At 66.8% G+C, this 16,374-nt stretch carries 13 protein-coding genes; 8 read left to right on the plus strand and 5 right to left on the minus strand.

Annotated features, from left to right (window positions below; all coding sequences use genetic code 11):
- Positions 1 to 1,047, plus strand: coding sequence for an SCO2522 family protein (locus LGY53_RS18570; protein WP_225727906.1), 1,047 nt, complete (start codon positions 1 to 3; stop codon positions 1,045 to 1,047).
- A complete protein-coding gene (locus LGY53_RS18575; RefSeq protein WP_225727907.1) occupies positions 1,044 to 2,075 on the plus strand; it encodes an SCO2521 family protein in 1,032 nt (343 codons plus the stop codon). Before LGY53_RS18570 ends, LGY53_RS18575 begins: the two co-directional genes overlap by 4 nt.
- A gap of 8 nt (positions 2,076 to 2,083) precedes the next feature.
- Here LGY53_RS18575 and LGY53_RS18580 read toward each other — a convergent pair whose 3' ends face one another.
- Positions 2,084 to 2,947, minus strand: a complete 864-nt coding sequence (locus LGY53_RS18580) for a hypothetical protein (protein ID WP_225727908.1) — start codon at positions 2,945 to 2,947, stop codon at positions 2,084 to 2,086.
- A 173-nt stretch (positions 2,948 to 3,120) separates the two neighbouring features.
- Between LGY53_RS18580 and LGY53_RS18585 the strand changes: the two genes are divergently transcribed.
- From LGY53_RS18585 to LGY53_RS18600, 4 genes are all read left to right on the plus strand, one after another.
- On the plus strand, positions 3,121 to 3,489 hold the full coding sequence (locus tag LGY53_RS18585; RefSeq protein ID WP_225727909.1) for a hypothetical protein: 369 nt from the start codon (positions 3,121 to 3,123) through the stop codon (positions 3,487 to 3,489).
- Positions 3,490 to 3,494: 5 nt separating this feature from the next.
- The gene (gene eccCb, locus LGY53_RS18590) at positions 3,495 to 7,727 is read left to right on the plus strand and encodes a type VII secretion protein EccCb (RefSeq protein ID WP_225727910.1); all 4,233 of its coding nucleotides are present in this window, start codon (positions 3,495 to 3,497) and stop codon (positions 7,725 to 7,727) included.
- A gap of 99 nt (positions 7,728 to 7,826) precedes the next feature.
- Positions 7,827 to 8,729, plus strand: a complete 903-nt coding sequence (locus LGY53_RS18595) for a TIGR03620 family F420-dependent LLM class oxidoreductase (protein ID WP_225727911.1) — start codon at positions 7,827 to 7,829, stop codon at positions 8,727 to 8,729.
- Positions 8,730 to 8,827: 98 nt separating this feature from the next.
- Entirely contained in the window at positions 8,828 to 9,574 is a 747-nt protein-coding gene (locus LGY53_RS18600) for an alpha/beta hydrolase (protein ID WP_225727912.1), read from the plus strand.
- 154 nt (positions 9,575 to 9,728) lie between these two features.
- On the opposite strand, the gene LGY53_RS18605 is transcribed toward LGY53_RS18600, so the two are convergent.
- From LGY53_RS18605 to prpD, 3 genes are read right to left on the minus strand one after another with little or no spacing between them, the layout of a single operon-like run.
- On the minus strand, positions 9,729 to 10,838 hold the full coding sequence (locus tag LGY53_RS18605; RefSeq protein ID WP_225727913.1) for a bifunctional 2-methylcitrate synthase/citrate synthase: 1,110 nt from the start codon (positions 10,836 to 10,838) through the stop codon (positions 9,729 to 9,731).
- The gene (gene prpB / locus LGY53_RS18610; RefSeq protein WP_225727914.1) at positions 10,838 to 11,752 is read right to left on the minus strand and encodes a methylisocitrate lyase; all 915 of its coding nucleotides are present in this window, start codon (positions 11,750 to 11,752) and stop codon (positions 10,838 to 10,840) included. The genes LGY53_RS18605 and prpB overlap by 1 nt, the downstream gene beginning before the upstream one ends.
- Positions 11,749 to 13,254, minus strand: coding sequence for a 2-methylcitrate dehydratase PrpD (prpD, locus tag LGY53_RS18615; RefSeq protein WP_225727915.1), 1,506 nt, complete (start codon positions 13,252 to 13,254; stop codon positions 11,749 to 11,751). Before prpD ends, prpB begins: the two co-directional genes overlap by 4 nt.
- Positions 13,255 to 13,409: 155 nt before the next feature.
- Between prpD and LGY53_RS18620 the strand changes: the two genes are divergently transcribed.
- The gene (locus tag LGY53_RS18620) at positions 13,410 to 14,834 is read left to right on the plus strand and encodes a short-chain fatty acyl-CoA regulator family protein (RefSeq protein WP_225727916.1); all 1,425 of its coding nucleotides are present in this window, start codon (positions 13,410 to 13,412) and stop codon (positions 14,832 to 14,834) included.
- Here the strand turns inward: LGY53_RS18620 and LGY53_RS18625 are convergent.
- Positions 14,800 to 15,483 carry a winged helix-turn-helix transcriptional regulator gene (locus tag LGY53_RS18625; protein WP_225727917.1) on the minus strand — a complete coding sequence of 228 codons (684 nt, stop codon included), beginning with the start codon at positions 15,481 to 15,483 and terminating at the stop codon, positions 14,800 to 14,802. The genes LGY53_RS18620 and LGY53_RS18625 overlap by 35 nt on opposite strands.
- A gap of 95 nt (positions 15,484 to 15,578) precedes the next feature.
- On the opposite strand from LGY53_RS18625, the gene LGY53_RS18630 reads away from it, so the two are divergent.
- A complete protein-coding gene (locus LGY53_RS18630; protein WP_225727918.1) occupies positions 15,579 to 16,340 on the plus strand; it encodes a bifunctional 2-polyprenyl-6-hydroxyphenol methylase/3-demethylubiquinol 3-O-methyltransferase UbiG in 762 nt (253 codons plus the stop codon).
- The last annotated feature ends 34 nt before the right edge of the window (positions 16,341 to 16,374 follow it).

Raw genomic sequence — 16,374 nt, forward strand, 5'->3', positions numbered from 1 at the left:
ATGGAAACCGAGACCGCATACAGTGAGGTCACCGAGCAGGTACGGGCCTCCGGCGTCAAGTTCTCGCATCTGTCCATCGAAACCGGTCATTTCTATATGAAGGATATGACCAACGGCCGGGACCGGATCCGCGCCCAATTCCGCAAGGTCGCCCGGCTGGTGAAGCTGTACACCGAGGCGGCGGCCGAGGAGTTGGAGCTCGCCGAGGCGCGGGTGAGCACCTGTTTCCTGATCGACGATTATTTCGGCCCGAATACCGACCCCACCGAGATCATCGAGAAATTGCTGGACGCGGCCGACGAATGCGATCTGCGCATCGATTACCTCGTGCGCGAGGCGGGTTGCTGGGAAACCCCGCTGTACCACAACGGCGCGCCGACCGGGCAGCAGATCGAGTTGGCGCGGATGGTCGCCTCCCGATTGGTTGCCGAGCCGTTGGAGGATACGACCGGGCGACGCCCGCCCGACGTCGAGTCCGGCTGGATGTGCAACGGCCGCCGGTCCTCCGACCACGATTCGATCCAGGCGATGCGAGTGCCGGAATACCGGCCGCCGGTCGAATACGGGGCCAGGGAACATTCCATATTTCTCGACGTGGAAATGTGGAAGAAGGAGATCGGCAAGGGCGGCGAAGAATATATCCGCTGGTCCTGCCCTTTTCTCGCCGCGGTCTGGCAGCTGTTGCGATTGGGTATGGTCCGCTACAAGGGCGAGGAAGTGGTGCAGCCCTATAAATGGCAGGCGGGCGATAGTTGGCCGGAGCAGTGGTGGGAAATGCCTTCGGTGGTGCAGCTGAATCCGCATGCCAAACCGTTCGCGGCGTATCGCGCGGTATCCATTCTGCCGCAGGAATACCTCAAGATCGAGAACGCGGTCCGGGTGATCCTCGACCATATCGACCTCGATCCGGACGTGGTGGATTTGACGGTCGAACGTGGGCGTCGCGAGCGGTTGGTGATTCCGCGAGAGGTCTCCCGTCGACTGTCACACGTAATTCTGGACGATGTCGCCAAATATCGCGTCGATATGCTGCCGGACGGAGCATGACAATGGCCGCTGCCGCGCGCAATGCGGCCGAAACCCCGAAATCGGCCGCGACACCGGTGGCCGCATTCGGCGAGATACACACCTGCGTGCTGCCCTCGTCGAATGTGCTCGACAACTCGGCGGTGCTCGAACTGCTCGGCACGGTGAAGCCCGGCTCCGCCATGACATCGCGGGAACGCCCGGTGCCGCTTGTCATTTCACCGAATCGGGTGGAGGGCATCGACTGCGACCTGACCCAGTCGTCCGGCAAGGTGGTGCACGCCATCGGCACGGTGCTCACGCGCGTGGTCGTGGTCGGCGGCCGGATACTGCAGAGCTCAGCGCAGACTCGCGTCGCACCCGCCGCGGAGCGGACCCGTCAGCCGTGGTCGCACTATATGGGCAGGCCGGGGATCATCGAGGCGGTGACCAAACTCGGCGCCGACGCGGGCACCCGGCTGACCGACGGCTTCCTGCGCACGGACAATCCGGATCGCCCCGATCCGGCCGTCGCCAACAGCAGGCTCGATCTGGCCGCCATCGGCTGGCGGCTGCTGAAGCTGATCCGGGTGGACGACCGGCTCGATCAGCAGGTGCGGTTGCGCGCCGCGACGACACGGCTGCGCTGGGCTGTCGAGGTCGCGGCCGAGCCGGAACAGCGGCCGCGCTTCGGTTTTCGGCTCGACAACGAGACTCTGCGCTCGGTCCGGCTCATCGTCGCCGAGGAGGATATCGCCGCCGCACAGCGTTTCTGTGAGGATCTGGCCGTCCACGACTGGCTGCTGACCACCATCGGACAGGTGGCCGACCGATTCGACCCGGCCAACCACGAGGCCGCGACGTTGCTCGCGCCCGTGCTGGAACAGCTTGTGCCGCTGTGGATGCCGGGCGCGCACACACCGCCCCGGCTGCGCGAGGCGTGGACGGATCTGGAATCCGATCCCGGGTTCACCCGGCAGTGGACCGCACGCGTCGGGCAGCTGCGCGACCGGATCGCGACCGCGACACTCGAGGCGCTGCGCAATTCGCGGATCAGCAACGACTGGTGACGGCGGGCTCAGAGCCGGAACCAGCGACGCACCAGGAGCGCGAAGAACACCGACATCGTCACCGCACCCGCGTACGCCTCGACGCCGAACACCAGCTTCTGGGCGCCTTCCAGGCCCGCGGTATCGCCGGGACCGAGCGGGTTGAGGTAGTTGACCAGGCAGTCGTACACGATTTCGATCGTCGGCGCGTCCGACAGCTCGCGTACGACCGCGAAGCAGAGCAGGACCTGCAGCGCGATCCACCCGAGCATTCGGAACGGCCGATATCCGTAGCCGCACAACAGATCCGGGAACAGGCTGCCGACGCGCCGCCAGCGCACCGGCTGCGCGCGGCGGCGGGCCCGCGACAGATTGAGGCTGCAGCGGTCGTCGGCGTCGACATCCTCGTCCTGCCGGTACAGGCTGGCGGCCCGCCGGAAGGCCAGCGCGGCATGGCCGGGCAGCGCCCGCATCATGGTGTCGCCGATTCGCTCGTAGATCTCGGCGAGCTGCCGATTCTGGGTGCGGCTCAGCCGCAGCGGCCCGCGGAATTCGATCTCCGCGGCCAGCAGCGCGGCGAGCAGGTGCGGGGACACCGTCGGCTGGTCGCCGTCGGTGACCAAAGCAGTGTCGGAATAGCCGCTCGCATAGATGCGCCCGAAGACGAGGCTGTCGCTCTTGCGCCGGACGCCGGGCGGATCGTATTGCGCCAAAACAGATTCCACGTGCCCGGTGAACGAATCCAATAGTCGCTGCTCGCCGATGCGCCTGCGCTCGGCCAGCGGGCGGGCCAGGAACTGATCCACCGCGGCAGCGTATGCGGTGGTACGCCGATCCACTCGGGTGGACATCGAGCGCACGAAGGGTGACTCCTCTTGCTGCTCATCCACCATAGAAAGCCCCACCGATCGATCTCGAGCAATTCCAAGATAGCAATGGGGTACGACAACGGCAGGGTCTTCGCCGGTAGCGTTCGGACCGCGCCGTTTTCGCCGAACGTTCCCGCCGACGCTATTACAGTGGGGATATGGCCGCGAAATGCGGCGGATGGGGAGGACATCAATCCATGGCCGAGGTGTTGTTCATCGTCGGCTCGGGCCCGCGGAATCCGGAGCGGCTGGCCGAGTTGACCGACGAACTGGCCGATGATTTGCGGCAAATAGACGGCGTGCGGGCCAGAGTGGCCACCGCCGACGCCGATCCGGGCACCAAAACCGGTGTCGCACAAGAGATCGGGCAGCTCATCGTTTCGGGTGGCGCGCTGAGCGTCGCATCGCTGGCGATCCGCGACGTCGCCCTGCGCTTCCTGGAACGCACCAGGGCGGTGTCGATCACGGTGCGCAAGGGCAAGCGCGAGGTGGTGATCGAGCGGCCCGCGGACCGGCAGGTCGATCAGATCGTCGAACAGCTGCGGGACCTGTTGGGTGATGACTAGCCCCGATGACTAGTCCGCCGGGCCGCCGGATCGCCCTGTTCGTCGCCAACGACGTCTTCCACTCGCCCGATATCGCCCGGTTGTACGCACCGGTCTCGGACGCGAGGGAGCTGCGAAATCTATTGCGCGACCCCGAGATCGGCGCATTTCAACCGGCCGAGATGTTGGTCAACGAGTCCAAGGCGGAGATCGAGCGCAGCATCGAGCGGATGTTCCGCAGCGCGGGACCGCAGGATCTCGTCCTGTTCTACTACTCCGGGCACGGCTTCCGGACCAGCCGCAACCTCTACCTCGCCACCAGCAATACCGACCCGAATCTACCCAGCAGTTCCGCGGTTTCGTCCTCGTTCGTCAAGGAGCTGATCCGCGAGTCCGACGCCGCCGCCAAGATCATCCTGCTCGATTGCTGTTACAGCGGAGCGTTTCTCGGCAACGATGTGATCAAGGCGGCCGGTGGCGTCGATGACGGTGTCGGCGAGCACCTCGTCACCGGTGACGGCATCTGCGTGATGACGGCGTGCACCGGCGTACAGCAGGCCGAGGACGGAAATCACGGCGGCACAGGGTCTTCGCTGTCGGTATTCACGGCGGCGATCGTCAACGGCATAACCACCGGGCTGGCCGACACCGGGACCGGGCGGATCAGCACCCATGATCTGTGGACCTATGTCAGCGATGAGGTGCGTCGCAATACCGATCGCCAAACACCAAGCCTCTACGGCGTTTTGAACGACGAGGTATACCTCGCGCGGACCCGGCGCGAGACCTCCGGCGCCGGGGCGGGCGACCGGATCCGGCTCGGCGGCCTGCTCGGGCGGCTGGAGGAGGTGTCGGGTTCCGGTCTGCGTGCCGAAAGTTGGTGGGGTACCGGGAAATTGGCAGTGCCGATCGGGCGGCAGCGGCGCGCGGACGGCAGCAAAGGCGATATCGTGCGGCTGGATCTGGCGGGCGCCGACAACAATTTGCTCGTCGTCGGTCGCGCCGGATCCGGGAAAAGCACCATGCTGCGCACTTTGGTCGCCGCGCTCGTGCTCACCCATTCCACCGACGACGCGCGGGTGTACGTACTGGAATCGAGCAACCGGCTGGGTTCGATGCGGGAGCTGCCGCATATCGCCAGGGTGGTCGGCGACGATGAGCCGGATCAGGTGAACGAACTGCTCGGCACCATGGTTCAGGAGATCTTCCACCGGAAGCGGCTGTACCGGATGTTCGGGATCGACTCGCCGTCCAGCCTGCGCGCCGCCCGCCGGACCCTGCCGGAGGGGCCGGTGCCGGACCTGTTCCTGATCATCGACCGCTGGGGCGATTTCGCCGAACCGCATTCGGGGACGGCCGATCTGGTGCGGCAGATCGCCGATCAGGGGCGGGAATACGCGGTGCACGTGGTCGCGACCGCCAGGGATTGGAACGAGGTGCCCGGCTGGTTGGTCGACCTGCTGCCGGCCCATCTCGAACTGCGCCTGCACCGGCCGAACGAATCCCGGATCGATCCGGAACGGGCGCAGCGACTACCGGATGGGCCGGGGTGGGCGATGTTCGGGCAGCGGCTGTTTCGCGTCGCGGTGCCCGATATCCGGGAGCCACCGGCGGATTCGGTGCTCGACGACGAAATGACCGACGGCGCGGCCGATCTCGTCGCCCGGCTGGTCGGCCGGATCTCGGTGGATGCGGCGCCGGGCCCGGCGGCCGACGGTATCGACGCCGATTTCGCCGCGCTGTACGGCATCAACGACGCGTTCGACGTCGGTAGCTGGTGGCGGGACCGGCCGATGCGCGACCGGCTCCGGATCAAGATCGGCCGGACCGGTGCGCGCGACCCGGTCGAACTCGATCTCAAACCGGCGGCCGACGGCGGTATGGGCTCGCACGGGCTGGTGGTCGGCGCGATCGGATCTGGCAAATCCGAGCTGCTGCGGACCATCGTTCTCGGCCTGGCCCTGACACATTCGCCCGCTCAGGTGAACTTCCTCCTGGTCGATTTCCACGGTGGCGCGACATTCCAACCCTTCGCCGGGCTGCCGCATATCGCCGGTCATGTCCGCGATGTCGAACAGGATCTTTCGCTGCCCACCCGGCTGCAAGAGGTGTTGGAGGGTGAGATCGAACGCCGCGGCGAGCTGCTGCGTGCCGCCGGGCATCTGACCACCATCGACGAATACGAACGGGCCCGTGCGGCCGGCGCACCGCTGGACCCGCTGCCGACGCTGTTCGTCGTCATCGAGGATTTCGTCGAATTGCTCTCGGGCACAGCGACATTCGCCGACCTACTGATCCAGATCGGCCGGATCGGCCGCTCGCTGGGCCTGCATCTGCTGCTCGGCGCCCAACGTCCGGACGAATGGCGACTGCGCGGGTTGGACAGCTATCTCTCCTATCGCATCGCGTTACGCACGTTCTCCGCGGCGGAATCGCGGCTGGTGCTCGGCACCACCGACGCCTACCACCTGCCCCGCACGCCCGGATACGGCTACCTCAAGACCGCAGCGGGCACGACGACCCGCTTCCGCGCCGCCTACGCGTCGGGACCGACGGACAGCGGTGCGGGCCAGGTGGATCGGCCGCTGACGGAATCGGTCGCCGCCGCGCTGAGCGGGTTCGGCCCGCGGGCGCATCGACTGTGGCAGGCGCCGCTCGATACCGCGCCGACGCTGGGAATGGTGCTGGCCGAGGCGGATTCGCCGCCGCTGCGGGTGCCGGTCGGGGTGGTGGACCGGCCGCGTCTGCACCGTCGCGACACGCTGCTGGTCGATCTGGACGCGGGGCAGGTCGCGGTGGTCGGCGGACCGCGGTCGGGTAAGACCACCGCGCTGCTGACCCTGATCCTGGCCGTCGCCGCAACTCGGACGCCGGAGCAGGCGCAGTTCTACTGCCTGGATTTCGGCGGCGGCTTATCCGCGCTCACCGATCTGCCGCATGTCGGTTCGATGGCCGGTCGCCGCGACGCCGACCGGGTGCGCCGCACCGTCGCCGAGCTGGACGGGTTGTTGCGCGAGCGCGAAAAGTCGTTCCGCGAAATGGGTTTGGAATCGATGGCGGAGTATCGGCGGCTCGGGCCGGTCGACCGCTACGGTGACGTATTCCTCGTCGTCGACGGGTTCGATGTGGTGCACCAGGACTATCCCGTGCTGGAGCAGACGATTACCACCGTTGCGGCACAAGGGCTTCCGTATGGCATCCACGTCATCGTCACGCTGTCGCCGTGGAGCAGGGTGCGGCTGGCGCAGCGCGGCGTCGTCGGCACCAGAATCGAGTTGCGGCTCGGTGATCCGGCCGATTCGCAGCTGGATCGACAGGCGGCGGGCCTGGTTCCGGCGGACCGGCCGGGTCGCGGGCTCGCCCCCGAGAAGCTGCATATGCTCATCGCGCTGCCGCGGCTGGACGCGGTCACCGATCCGCAGCAGTTGTCCGGCGGCGTCGCGGCGGCGGTGCGGCAGCTGTGCGCCGAACACGGCGCGCGGCGGGCGCCGCAGGTGCGGCTGCTGCCCGCGGCGATATCCCGCGACGAGGTGCTGGCGCTGGCGCATGACGTCGAACAGGATGCCACGCATGTGGTCATCGGTCTGGACGACACCGAATTACGGCCGGTAGCACTGGATTTCGACGCCAGATCGCATCTCATGGTGTTCGGTGACGCGTTCTGCGGTAAAACGACCGTGCTGCAGGACATCGTCGCCGGGATCACCGAGAATTCGACTCCGGCACAGGCCCGCATCCTTTTGATCGACTACCGGCGCACCCTGCTCGGCGCGGTGGAACAGGATCGTTTGATCAGCTATTGCGCCGCGGCGTCGGCGGTGCCGAGCGAGATCAGGGAGCTATCCGCCTTTCTCGCCAAACGTGTTCCCGGAGCCAGCATTACGCCGGACCAACTACATGAGCGGGACTGGTGGCACGGACCCGAAATCTATGTATTGGTCGACGATCACGACCTGGTTGCCTCGGGCGGCGACGATCCGCTGGAACCGTTGCTGGAATTCCTACCGATGGCGCACGATATCGGCCTGCACCTGGTGATCGCCCGCCGCGCCACCGGACTGTCCCGCGCGCTCACCGGCAGCGTCCTCGGACGGTTGCGCGATATCTCCGCCGATATCCTGCTCATGAACACACCCGCCGACGAAGGCAAGGCGCTCGGCGAATTCCGGCCCACCCCGCTCCCACCCGGCCGCGCTGTGCTGCTCACCCGCGCCAGGGATCCGCAACTGATCCAAATCGCGCAGCCTCCGGCACCCTGATTTCCCCTTGGCTCGCGGCCGATTTCCGCCGATCGGGCATAGCGGAATGGATGGCGTTGTTGGTCTCCGGCGATAGACCCACATTTTCTGGAGGTATTGGTGAACCCATCGGCCGGCGAGCTCGGGGCAATTCGCAAGCGGCTCGGGTCATTCGGCGTGTGGTTCGCGCCGATGACGCTGCTGGCGACCCCGGTGGCGGTGCAGCGCGAACAGTTCGCCCGCATCGAGGAACTCGGCTTCGGATCGCTGTGGAGCGGTGAGCCGCCCGCGGATTCGCCGATGGGTGGCCGCGAGGCGTTCGCCGAGCACGGGCTGATGCTGGCCGCGACAAGCCGGATGGTCGTCGGCATTGGCGTCGCCAACATCACCCGCCGTGATCCGATCGCCATGCACAGCGGCGCGGCCACCCTCGCCGAGGCGTATCCGGGCCGGTTCATCCTCGGCATCGGCGGGCAGACCGGCCGTCGCCCACTCGCGCAGCTGGGCGAATACCTCGACGGTATGGATGCCGCGGCCGAGCGGGTGCTGCCGGAGGTCGCCTATCCTCGGGTGCTCGCCGCGCTCGGGCCGAAGGCGCACGAGATTGCCGCGCAACGGTTTCAGGGTGTCCACCCGTTCATGCAGCCGGTCGAGCACACCGCGAACGCGCGCGGTCTGCTCGGGGCGGAAGGTCTGCTGATACCGCACCAATTCCTGCTGCTGGACAGCGTCGCCGATTCGGCCCGCGGCGCCATCCGTGCCCTGTTCGGCGGTGGACGTGGGTTGCTGAACGGGTTCTACGCGAACAACTTCCGCAGGCTCGGCTACACCGACGCCGACCTGGGCGGCGACCTCAGCGACCGCTTCGTCGACGCCGTGCTGGCCTGGGGTGATCCGCAAGCCGTCGCCGACCGCTTGCGGGACCACCTGCGCGCCGGTGCTGATCATGTTCTACTGCACCCGATTTCGCACGATCTGGCCGGGGCCGTCGACCAACTGGAGCTGCTCGCCGCACACCTTTGACATCGATCGGCGCGGGCCGGTTTGCGCGAGTCGTGGCCGCCGACGGCCGCCGTCGGGCATGATCGGGTTGTCGTTTTCCAGTTGGGGTAAGGGAAGCCATGAGCGGGTCCGGCGAGCAGCCATCGGGGGAGGCGCGGGTCGAGGCGGGGATGCTGCGCGTCGACGGCGAACTGATCGCGTACGAGCGGCGGATCGGCGATCGGGCGGGCGGCTACGTCGTATTCCTGCACGGGGCGGGCACCGGGAGTATGGAGCGCACCACCCAGCTCGCGACCGAAGTCGTTGCGGCGGGGGTGAATACGGTGGCCTTCGACTTTTCCGGGCACGGCCGGAGCACGGGGACGCTCGCCGAATTGTCGTTGCGCCGCAGGGAGATTCAGGCCGCGGCGGTGATCGGGGCGCTGTGTGATCCGGGCGCACCGCTGGTGCTGGTCGGATTCAGCATGAGCGGTCAGACCGTCTGCGACCTCATCGGTTCGGTGGGGGCCGATGCCGTATTCCTGTGCTGTCCCGCGGCCTATCGGCCAGATGTGGCCGAATTGCCGTTCGGCGACCCGGAGTTCACCAGGATGATCCGGGAGGAGGGCGCTTGGTCGGCGTCGACGGCGTTCGGCGCGATCGCCGCATTTCCGGGCGCGGTCGCGTTTGTCATCCCGGACCAGGACGAGGTGATTCCGCCCGCGCTCACGCGCACCTACCTGGACAGCAGGCCCGACTCGCTGCTGCTCACGCTGCCCGGCTGCCCGCACCGCATCGCGGGTTGGCTGCGCAACAAACCCGAACAGCGGCAGCGGCTGGTCGCCGCGATGAGCCGCGCCGCCGACCCCGGTCAGCCGATGGTCTGAACCGGCGAATTCATCGAATAACCCACCGGCACAACACCTCTCATTCACGTCGACAGCGCGGGTTCACTGACCGGACCGGCGTCGGCGACTAGGCGTACCTCCGCATCCGCTCCGGCCGTGCGCGGGCTGGGGACGACTTCGTCGACAGCGCCCGTCAGGCGACAACGGAACGCTGTGGCACGCCGACATATTCGCTCAGCGGCCGGATCAGCGAATTGGACGCGCACTGTTCGATGACGTGCGCCGTCCAGCCGGTGATGCGGCTGATCACGAAGATCGGCGTGAACAGTTCGATATCGAAGCCGAGCAGGTAATACGCGGGGCCGGTGGGGAAGTCGACGTTGGGTTTGATGCCGGTGGCCTCGAACATGGTGCGCTCGAGTATTTCGTACATGCGCACCCATCGCTGTCCGCCGGTGGCCGCGGCGATATCGTCGAGCGCCCGCTTCATGATCGGCACCCTGGAATCGCCGTTCTTGTACACCCGGTGGCCGAAACCCATGACCTTTTCCTTGCGCGCCAGCTTATTTCGCAGCCACTGTTCGGCCAGCTCCGGTTCGCCGATCTCCAGCATGTCGTGCATGACCGCCTCGTTCGCGCCGCCGTGCAGTGGACCCTTGAGCGCGCCGATGGCGGCGGTGATCGCGCTGTAGATATCCGAGAGCGTCGAGGTGACGACGCGGGCGGCGAAGGTGGACGCGTTGAAGCTGTGTTCCGCGTACAGGATCAGCGAAACCTCGAACGCCCGCACCAATTCCGGCGAGGGCACCTCGCCGAAGCACATGTTCAGGAAGTTCTCCGCGAAGCCGAGATGTTCCTGCGGCGCAATGGGATCGAGGCCCCTGCGGCGGCGCTGATCGGCGGCCACGATGGTGGGCAGCACCGCCGTCATGCGCAATGCCTTGGCGCGGTTCGCCTTCGGCGAATTATCGTCCTCCAGTGGGTCTTCCGCGCCCAGGTAGCTGATCGCGGTGCGCACCACATCCATCGGGTGGCAGTTGTCCGGCAGCTTGGCCACCAGCGCGAGCATCGACCGGTCCGCGCGTCGGGCGGCCCGTTCCTGCTGGCAGAATTCCGCCAACTCGGCATCGGTCGGCAGTTCGCCGTGCCAGAGCAGATAGGCGACCTGCTCGAAACCGCAGTGCGCCACCAGATCCTGCACGGCATAGCCGTGATAGGTCAGCGAGTTGGTTTCCGATACCACCTTCGAGATCGCGGTGGTGTCGACGACGACGCCCGCGAGGCCTTTGTTGACGGTCTCCATTACTGATCCCCTCCCAGGGTGAAATTGAATATCTCGGAATCGAATTCGTTGTAGCGCTGGTACTGCAGCAGTTCGTACAGCCTGCCGCGGTGCTGCATCCGGTCCAGCAGGCCCGCCTGGGTGCCCTGCTCATAGATTTCGCGCAGCCCGGTCTCGGCCGCCCACATCGCCAACCGCAGCGTGGACACCGGATAGATGACGGCGTTATAGCCGATCGATTCCAGCGTGCTCGCCGAAAGCAATTCGGACTTGCCGAACTCGGTCATATTGGCCAGCAACGGAATCGGTACCGCGGCGCGGAACCTCTCGAAGTCGGCCGCGTCGCGCAGGGCCTCGGTGAAGATCAGGTCCGCGCCCGCGTCGGCGTATGCCTTCGCCCGCTCGATCGCCGCGTCGATGCCCTCGATCGCGGCGGCGTCGGTGCGCGCGCAGATCACGAAATCCGGGTCGCGCCTTGCGGATACGGCCGCCCGCAGCCGGCGCACCATCTCCTCGGCCGGTACCACGGCCTTGCCATCGAGGTGCCCGCATCGCTTCGGATTCACCTGATCCTCCAGGTGGCACCCGGCGATCCCGGCGTCCTCCAGCACGGTGACGGTCCGCGCCGCGCTCATCGGCTCACCGAAACCGGTATCGGCGTCGATCAATACCGGCAGATCGGTGACCCGCGCGATCTGCTGCCCGCGCCCGGATACCTCGGTCAGCGTGGTGAGCCCGATATCCGGCAACCCGAGGTCCGCCGAGAGCACCGCGCCCGAGACGTAGACCCCCTCGAAGCCGATCTCCTGAATCAGCTTGGCCACCAACGGATTGAACGCGCCGGGAAATCGTTGGATGCGATTCGAGGCCAGGCCGGCGCGGAATGCGGCGCGTTTGTCGGCGGCAGGGGTCGCGGCGGCGAGCAGACCGGTCATCGGAAAAGTCCCTTCGGCAGTCGCGGTGTGCGCGCGAGCACTTCCTCGGCGACGGTGAAATTCAGCTGTGGCAGTTCGCCTTCCGACAGTTCGGCGGTGCGCTGCGCGACCTCGAGGAACCGGTCCTGCTCCGCGGGCGCGATGACGCCTTCGGCCAGCGTGCGGAATTTGGCGATGTACTGTTCGCGGGCGAACGGCCGCGCGCCGAGCGGATGCGCGTCGGCCACGGCGAGTTCGTCGACGATCACCTCGCCGCTCTTCAGCGTGACCTCGGCCCGCGCGCCGAATGCCCGCTCGCTCGGATCCGTCGAGTGGTAGCGGCGGGTCCACTCCGGATCCTCGGCGGTGGAGATCTTGCGCCACAGCTCGACGGTGTCGGGCCGCCGGGCGCGCTCGGGCGCGTATGAGCGTTCGTGATGCCAGACGCCGTCCTGCAGGGCGACGGCGAAGATGTACATGACCGAGTGGTCCAGGGTTTCCCGCGATGCGTGTGGATCGAACTTCTGCGGATCGCCCGAGCCGGTCCCGATCACCACGTGGGTGTGCTGGCTGGTATACAGCACGATCGACGCTATCTGGTCCAAATCGCCTATGCGCCCGCGCATTCGGCGCGCCAGATCGATCGGGGCCTGGCTCTGGTATTCGGCCGAATGCTCCTTGGTGTAGGAGTCCAGAATGGCGCGCTTGGGTTCGCCGGGGCCGGGCAGCGGCACGGTGTACTCCCGGTCCGGACCGCCGAGCAACCAGGCGATCACGCCGTCCTCGCCCTCCCAGATCGGCGACGGCGCGCCCTCGCCGCGCATCGCCCGATCGACGGCCTCGACCGCCATCTTCCCGGCGAACGCGGGCGCATATGCCTTCCAGCTGGAGATCTCGCCTTTGCGTGACTGACGGGTGGCGGTGGTGGTGTGCAGCGCCTGACCGATGGCCTGGTAGATGGTCTCGGTATCGAGGCCGAGCAGCGTGCCGATACCGGCCGCCGCCGACGGGCCGAGATGTGCGACGTGATCGATCTTGTACTCGTGCAAGCAGATTCCACGCACCAGGTCGATCTGGATTTCGTAACCCGTTGCCAGGCCGCGGATCAGGTCGCGACCCGAGCGGCCCGCGTGCTGGGCGACCGCCAGAATCGGCGGGATATTGTCGCCCGGATGCGAGTATTCCGCGGCCAGGAAGGTGTCGTGAAAGTCCAACTCGCGCACCGCGACTCCGTTGGCCCACGCGGCCCACTCCGGTGAATACCCGCCGCCGACGCCGAAGACGGCCGCACCCGGCTCATACGGATGGGCCAGTGCCTGGGCACGGGCATTGGCGACGGGACGGCGGGTGAGCGCGGCGGCGGCGACCGCGGCGTTATCGATGATCCGGTTGACGATCATCTCCTCGGTCTCCGGCGCCACCGCGACGGGATCGGCGGCGACCTCGGCGATCCGCCATGCGAGGTGCTCCTCGCGCGGGAATTCCGCGGCGGATCGATGGGTGCGGACGAGATGATCCTTCATGGGCGACGACCTTTCGACTTCGCATTTCCACCGGTACGTTTCGCACGCTACACAACTCGAATACCTGCGAAAATGGCTCGCAAATGCCTACTTTTGCGTAATGCGACCGGTGAAATTGTGAAAGTTGTGTAAATGGCCACTGCTAGATTTCCCACATGCAGAAGATGTATGCGGGCGGCAGGTTGCGTGCGCTGCGGGAGCAACGCGGGCTATCCCAATCCGCGCTCGCCAAGACGCTGGGAATCTCGGTCAGCTACGTCAACCAGTTGGAGCACGATCAGCGGCCGTTGACGGTGCAGGTGCTGTTGCGGCTCAATGCCGGATTCGATCTCGATATGGGCTTTTTCGCCGCCGACACCGACGCCAGGCTGATCGCCGACCTGCACGATGTATTCGCCGAGGAACCCGACGGCGCGGATATCACGACCGCCGAAATCGACGATCTGGTCGCCAGGGTGCCCGCCGCGGCCCGGATACTCGTCGGCCTGCATCGCCGGTTGCGCGGCGCCACCGAGCAACTCGAGCGGATGTCTGCCGGAATAGACAGCGGCGCAGCGGATTCCACGATCGCGCGACCGTATGAGGATGTGCAGGACTACTTCTACGACCGGCGCAACCACATCGCCCAGCTCGATACCGCCGCCGAGGAGCTGTTCGCCGGTAACGGCCTGACGCTCGGCGGCCTCGACCTGCAGCTCAGCCGAATCCTGCGGGAACAGCATCACATCGCGGTGGTGATCCGCACCGACGATCCGCACGCGCCCGGCCCGAAGCGGCTCTACGATCCCGAGGCCAGGGTGCTCACCCTCGCGCGCCGCCTCTCGCCGGGGCAGCGGGCCTTCCAATTGGCTACGCAGCTGGCATTTCTCACTCAGTCGGCAACCCTGGAGGAGCTGATAGCCGGCGCCGAATCGGTGCCGGAACGCTCCCGCGGCGTGCTCCGGATCGGGCTGGCGAACTATTTCGCGGGGGCACTCATCCTGCCCTACACGCAATTCCGTGCCGCCGCGGAGACGTTGCGCTACGACATCGAGCTGCTTGCCGCGAAATTCGAGGTCGGCTTCGAGACCGTGTGCCATCGTCTTTCGACGTTGCAGCGGCCGGGCGCGCGCGGAGTCCCGTTCTTCCTGGTGCGCACCGATCGGGCGGGGAACATTTCGAAACGTCAGTCCGCCACCGCATTTCACTTCTCCCGCGTCGGGGGAAGCTGTCCGCTGTGGGTGGTGTACGAGGCGTTCTCCACCCCGGGCCGCATCCGCACTCAGATCGCCAGAATGCCCGACGGCCGCAACTATCTGTGGCTGGCGCGCACCACTGGCGATAAGACGCCCGGATACCTTTCCCCCAAGCGGGATTTCGCGATCGGCCTAGGCTGCGACCTCGCCTATGCGGCCAAACTCGTTTATTCGCAAGGTTTGCCGATCGATGATCCCGGCACGGCCGTCCCGATCGGCGCGGGCTGCAAGGTTTGTGACCGACTCGATTGCGCCCAACGCGCCTTCCCGCAGCTCGGCAGGCGGATCGAGGTCGACGACAACCGGGCGCCTACCGTGCCGTACGCTCCGATGCCGCTGCGGTGACCGTGCGCCAGGCGAACCAGCCTGGAAATTCGGCGATTAGACCGGGATCGCCTGCGACACAGCACTTTCCGCTTCGAATGGCCGCGTCGATGGTCGAGGCCCCGGCCACCAACCGGTGCAGCTCGGCCGGTTCGATGGTGACCCAGATGTCGGTGTCGTAGCCGGGGTGCCGGTGGCAGGCGCTGGTCTCCTCGGGCGCGAGCACGAGCCACGCGAGTTCGTCGACCGCGTCGCGGATGATGAATTCGACGATCACCCGCCGGGCCGGCAGCCGGTCGCGGCGCACATACTGCCGCAACCGCCACAGCGCCAGCGCGGTATCGAATTGTTCGCGTTGCGGTTCGCCGAAGCACCAGCGGCGCGCCCAATTCCCGAGCTGCCACACTAGCGGTTCCAGCGCGGCGCCCGCGGGGGTGAGCCGATATTCGGGTCTGCCCTCGGTGTCGAGTTCGCGCGCGACCAGCCCGCCCGCGCACAGTCGGCGCAGCCGCCCGGACAGCAGGGTCCGGCTGATACCGGGTAGGCCGCGATGGATGTCGTTGAACCGGCGCGAGCCGAGCAACAGTTCGCGCACCAGCAGCAGGGTCCAGCGATCGCCGATCGCCTCGGCACCCATCGCGACCGGGCAGTATTCGATTCCTTGTGGCATGCGCACCCCAGTCCAGTTCTTGTACCGGCCATCGACGTTACTGCTTCGGCAGGCTGACCCGGACGATTCGGATCCGGCGAAGGATGTGCGAAACCATGACCGCAGCAGACCATTACGAGCGCCTGCTCGCCGAGCATTACACCTGGATGCTCGGCGGGGATGTCGAGGCCGTCGCGGCCGGGCAGGCCGAATTGCTCCGCGGTCTCGGACTCGGCGCCGAATCCGGCGCGACCGCTTTCGATCTCGGAAGTGGTTGCGGCCCACAGACTTTGGCACTGGCCGAGCTGGGTTACACGGTGACGGCGGTCGATACCAGCGCCGCGCTGCTCGATGAGCTCACCGAACTCGCCGAGCGGCGTGGGATCGCGGCCGATATCCGTCCGGTGCACCGGGATATCCGCGGCGCGCTGCCGGAGCTCGCGGCCGCGGGTTCGGTCGCGGCCGTCGTCTGCATGGGCGATACCCTGCCGCACCTGCCCGAACGTGCCGATGTGCCGGAATTGATCGCCAATGTGGCCGAGGCGCTGCGACCCGGCGGCAGCTTCGTGGTGACCTACCGCGACCTGACCGCCGAACTCGACGGCGCGAACCGATTCATTCCGGTCCGCGGCACCGCCGACCGGGTCCTGACCTGCTTCCTCGACTACGTCGACGAGGACACGGTCATGGTGCACGACCTGCTGCACACTCGCGACGGTGACGGCTGGCGGTTCGCGGCAGGCAGCTATCCCAAACTCCGGCTGTCGCCGCGCTGGTTGGCCGAGCAATGCCGGGAGGCCGGACTGGACATCCGGCACGACGAGGTCGGTCCCGGCGGCATGCGAATCCTGCATGCGGTGTGCCGCAGGCCACATTGATCCTAATTGAATTAGTTTTAACCTACTATCTATA

This window comes from Nocardia sp. JCM 34519.1 (assembly GCF_020361265.1).
Lineage (GTDB): Bacteria > Actinomycetota > Actinomycetes > Mycobacteriales > Mycobacteriaceae > Nocardia > Nocardia arthritidis_A.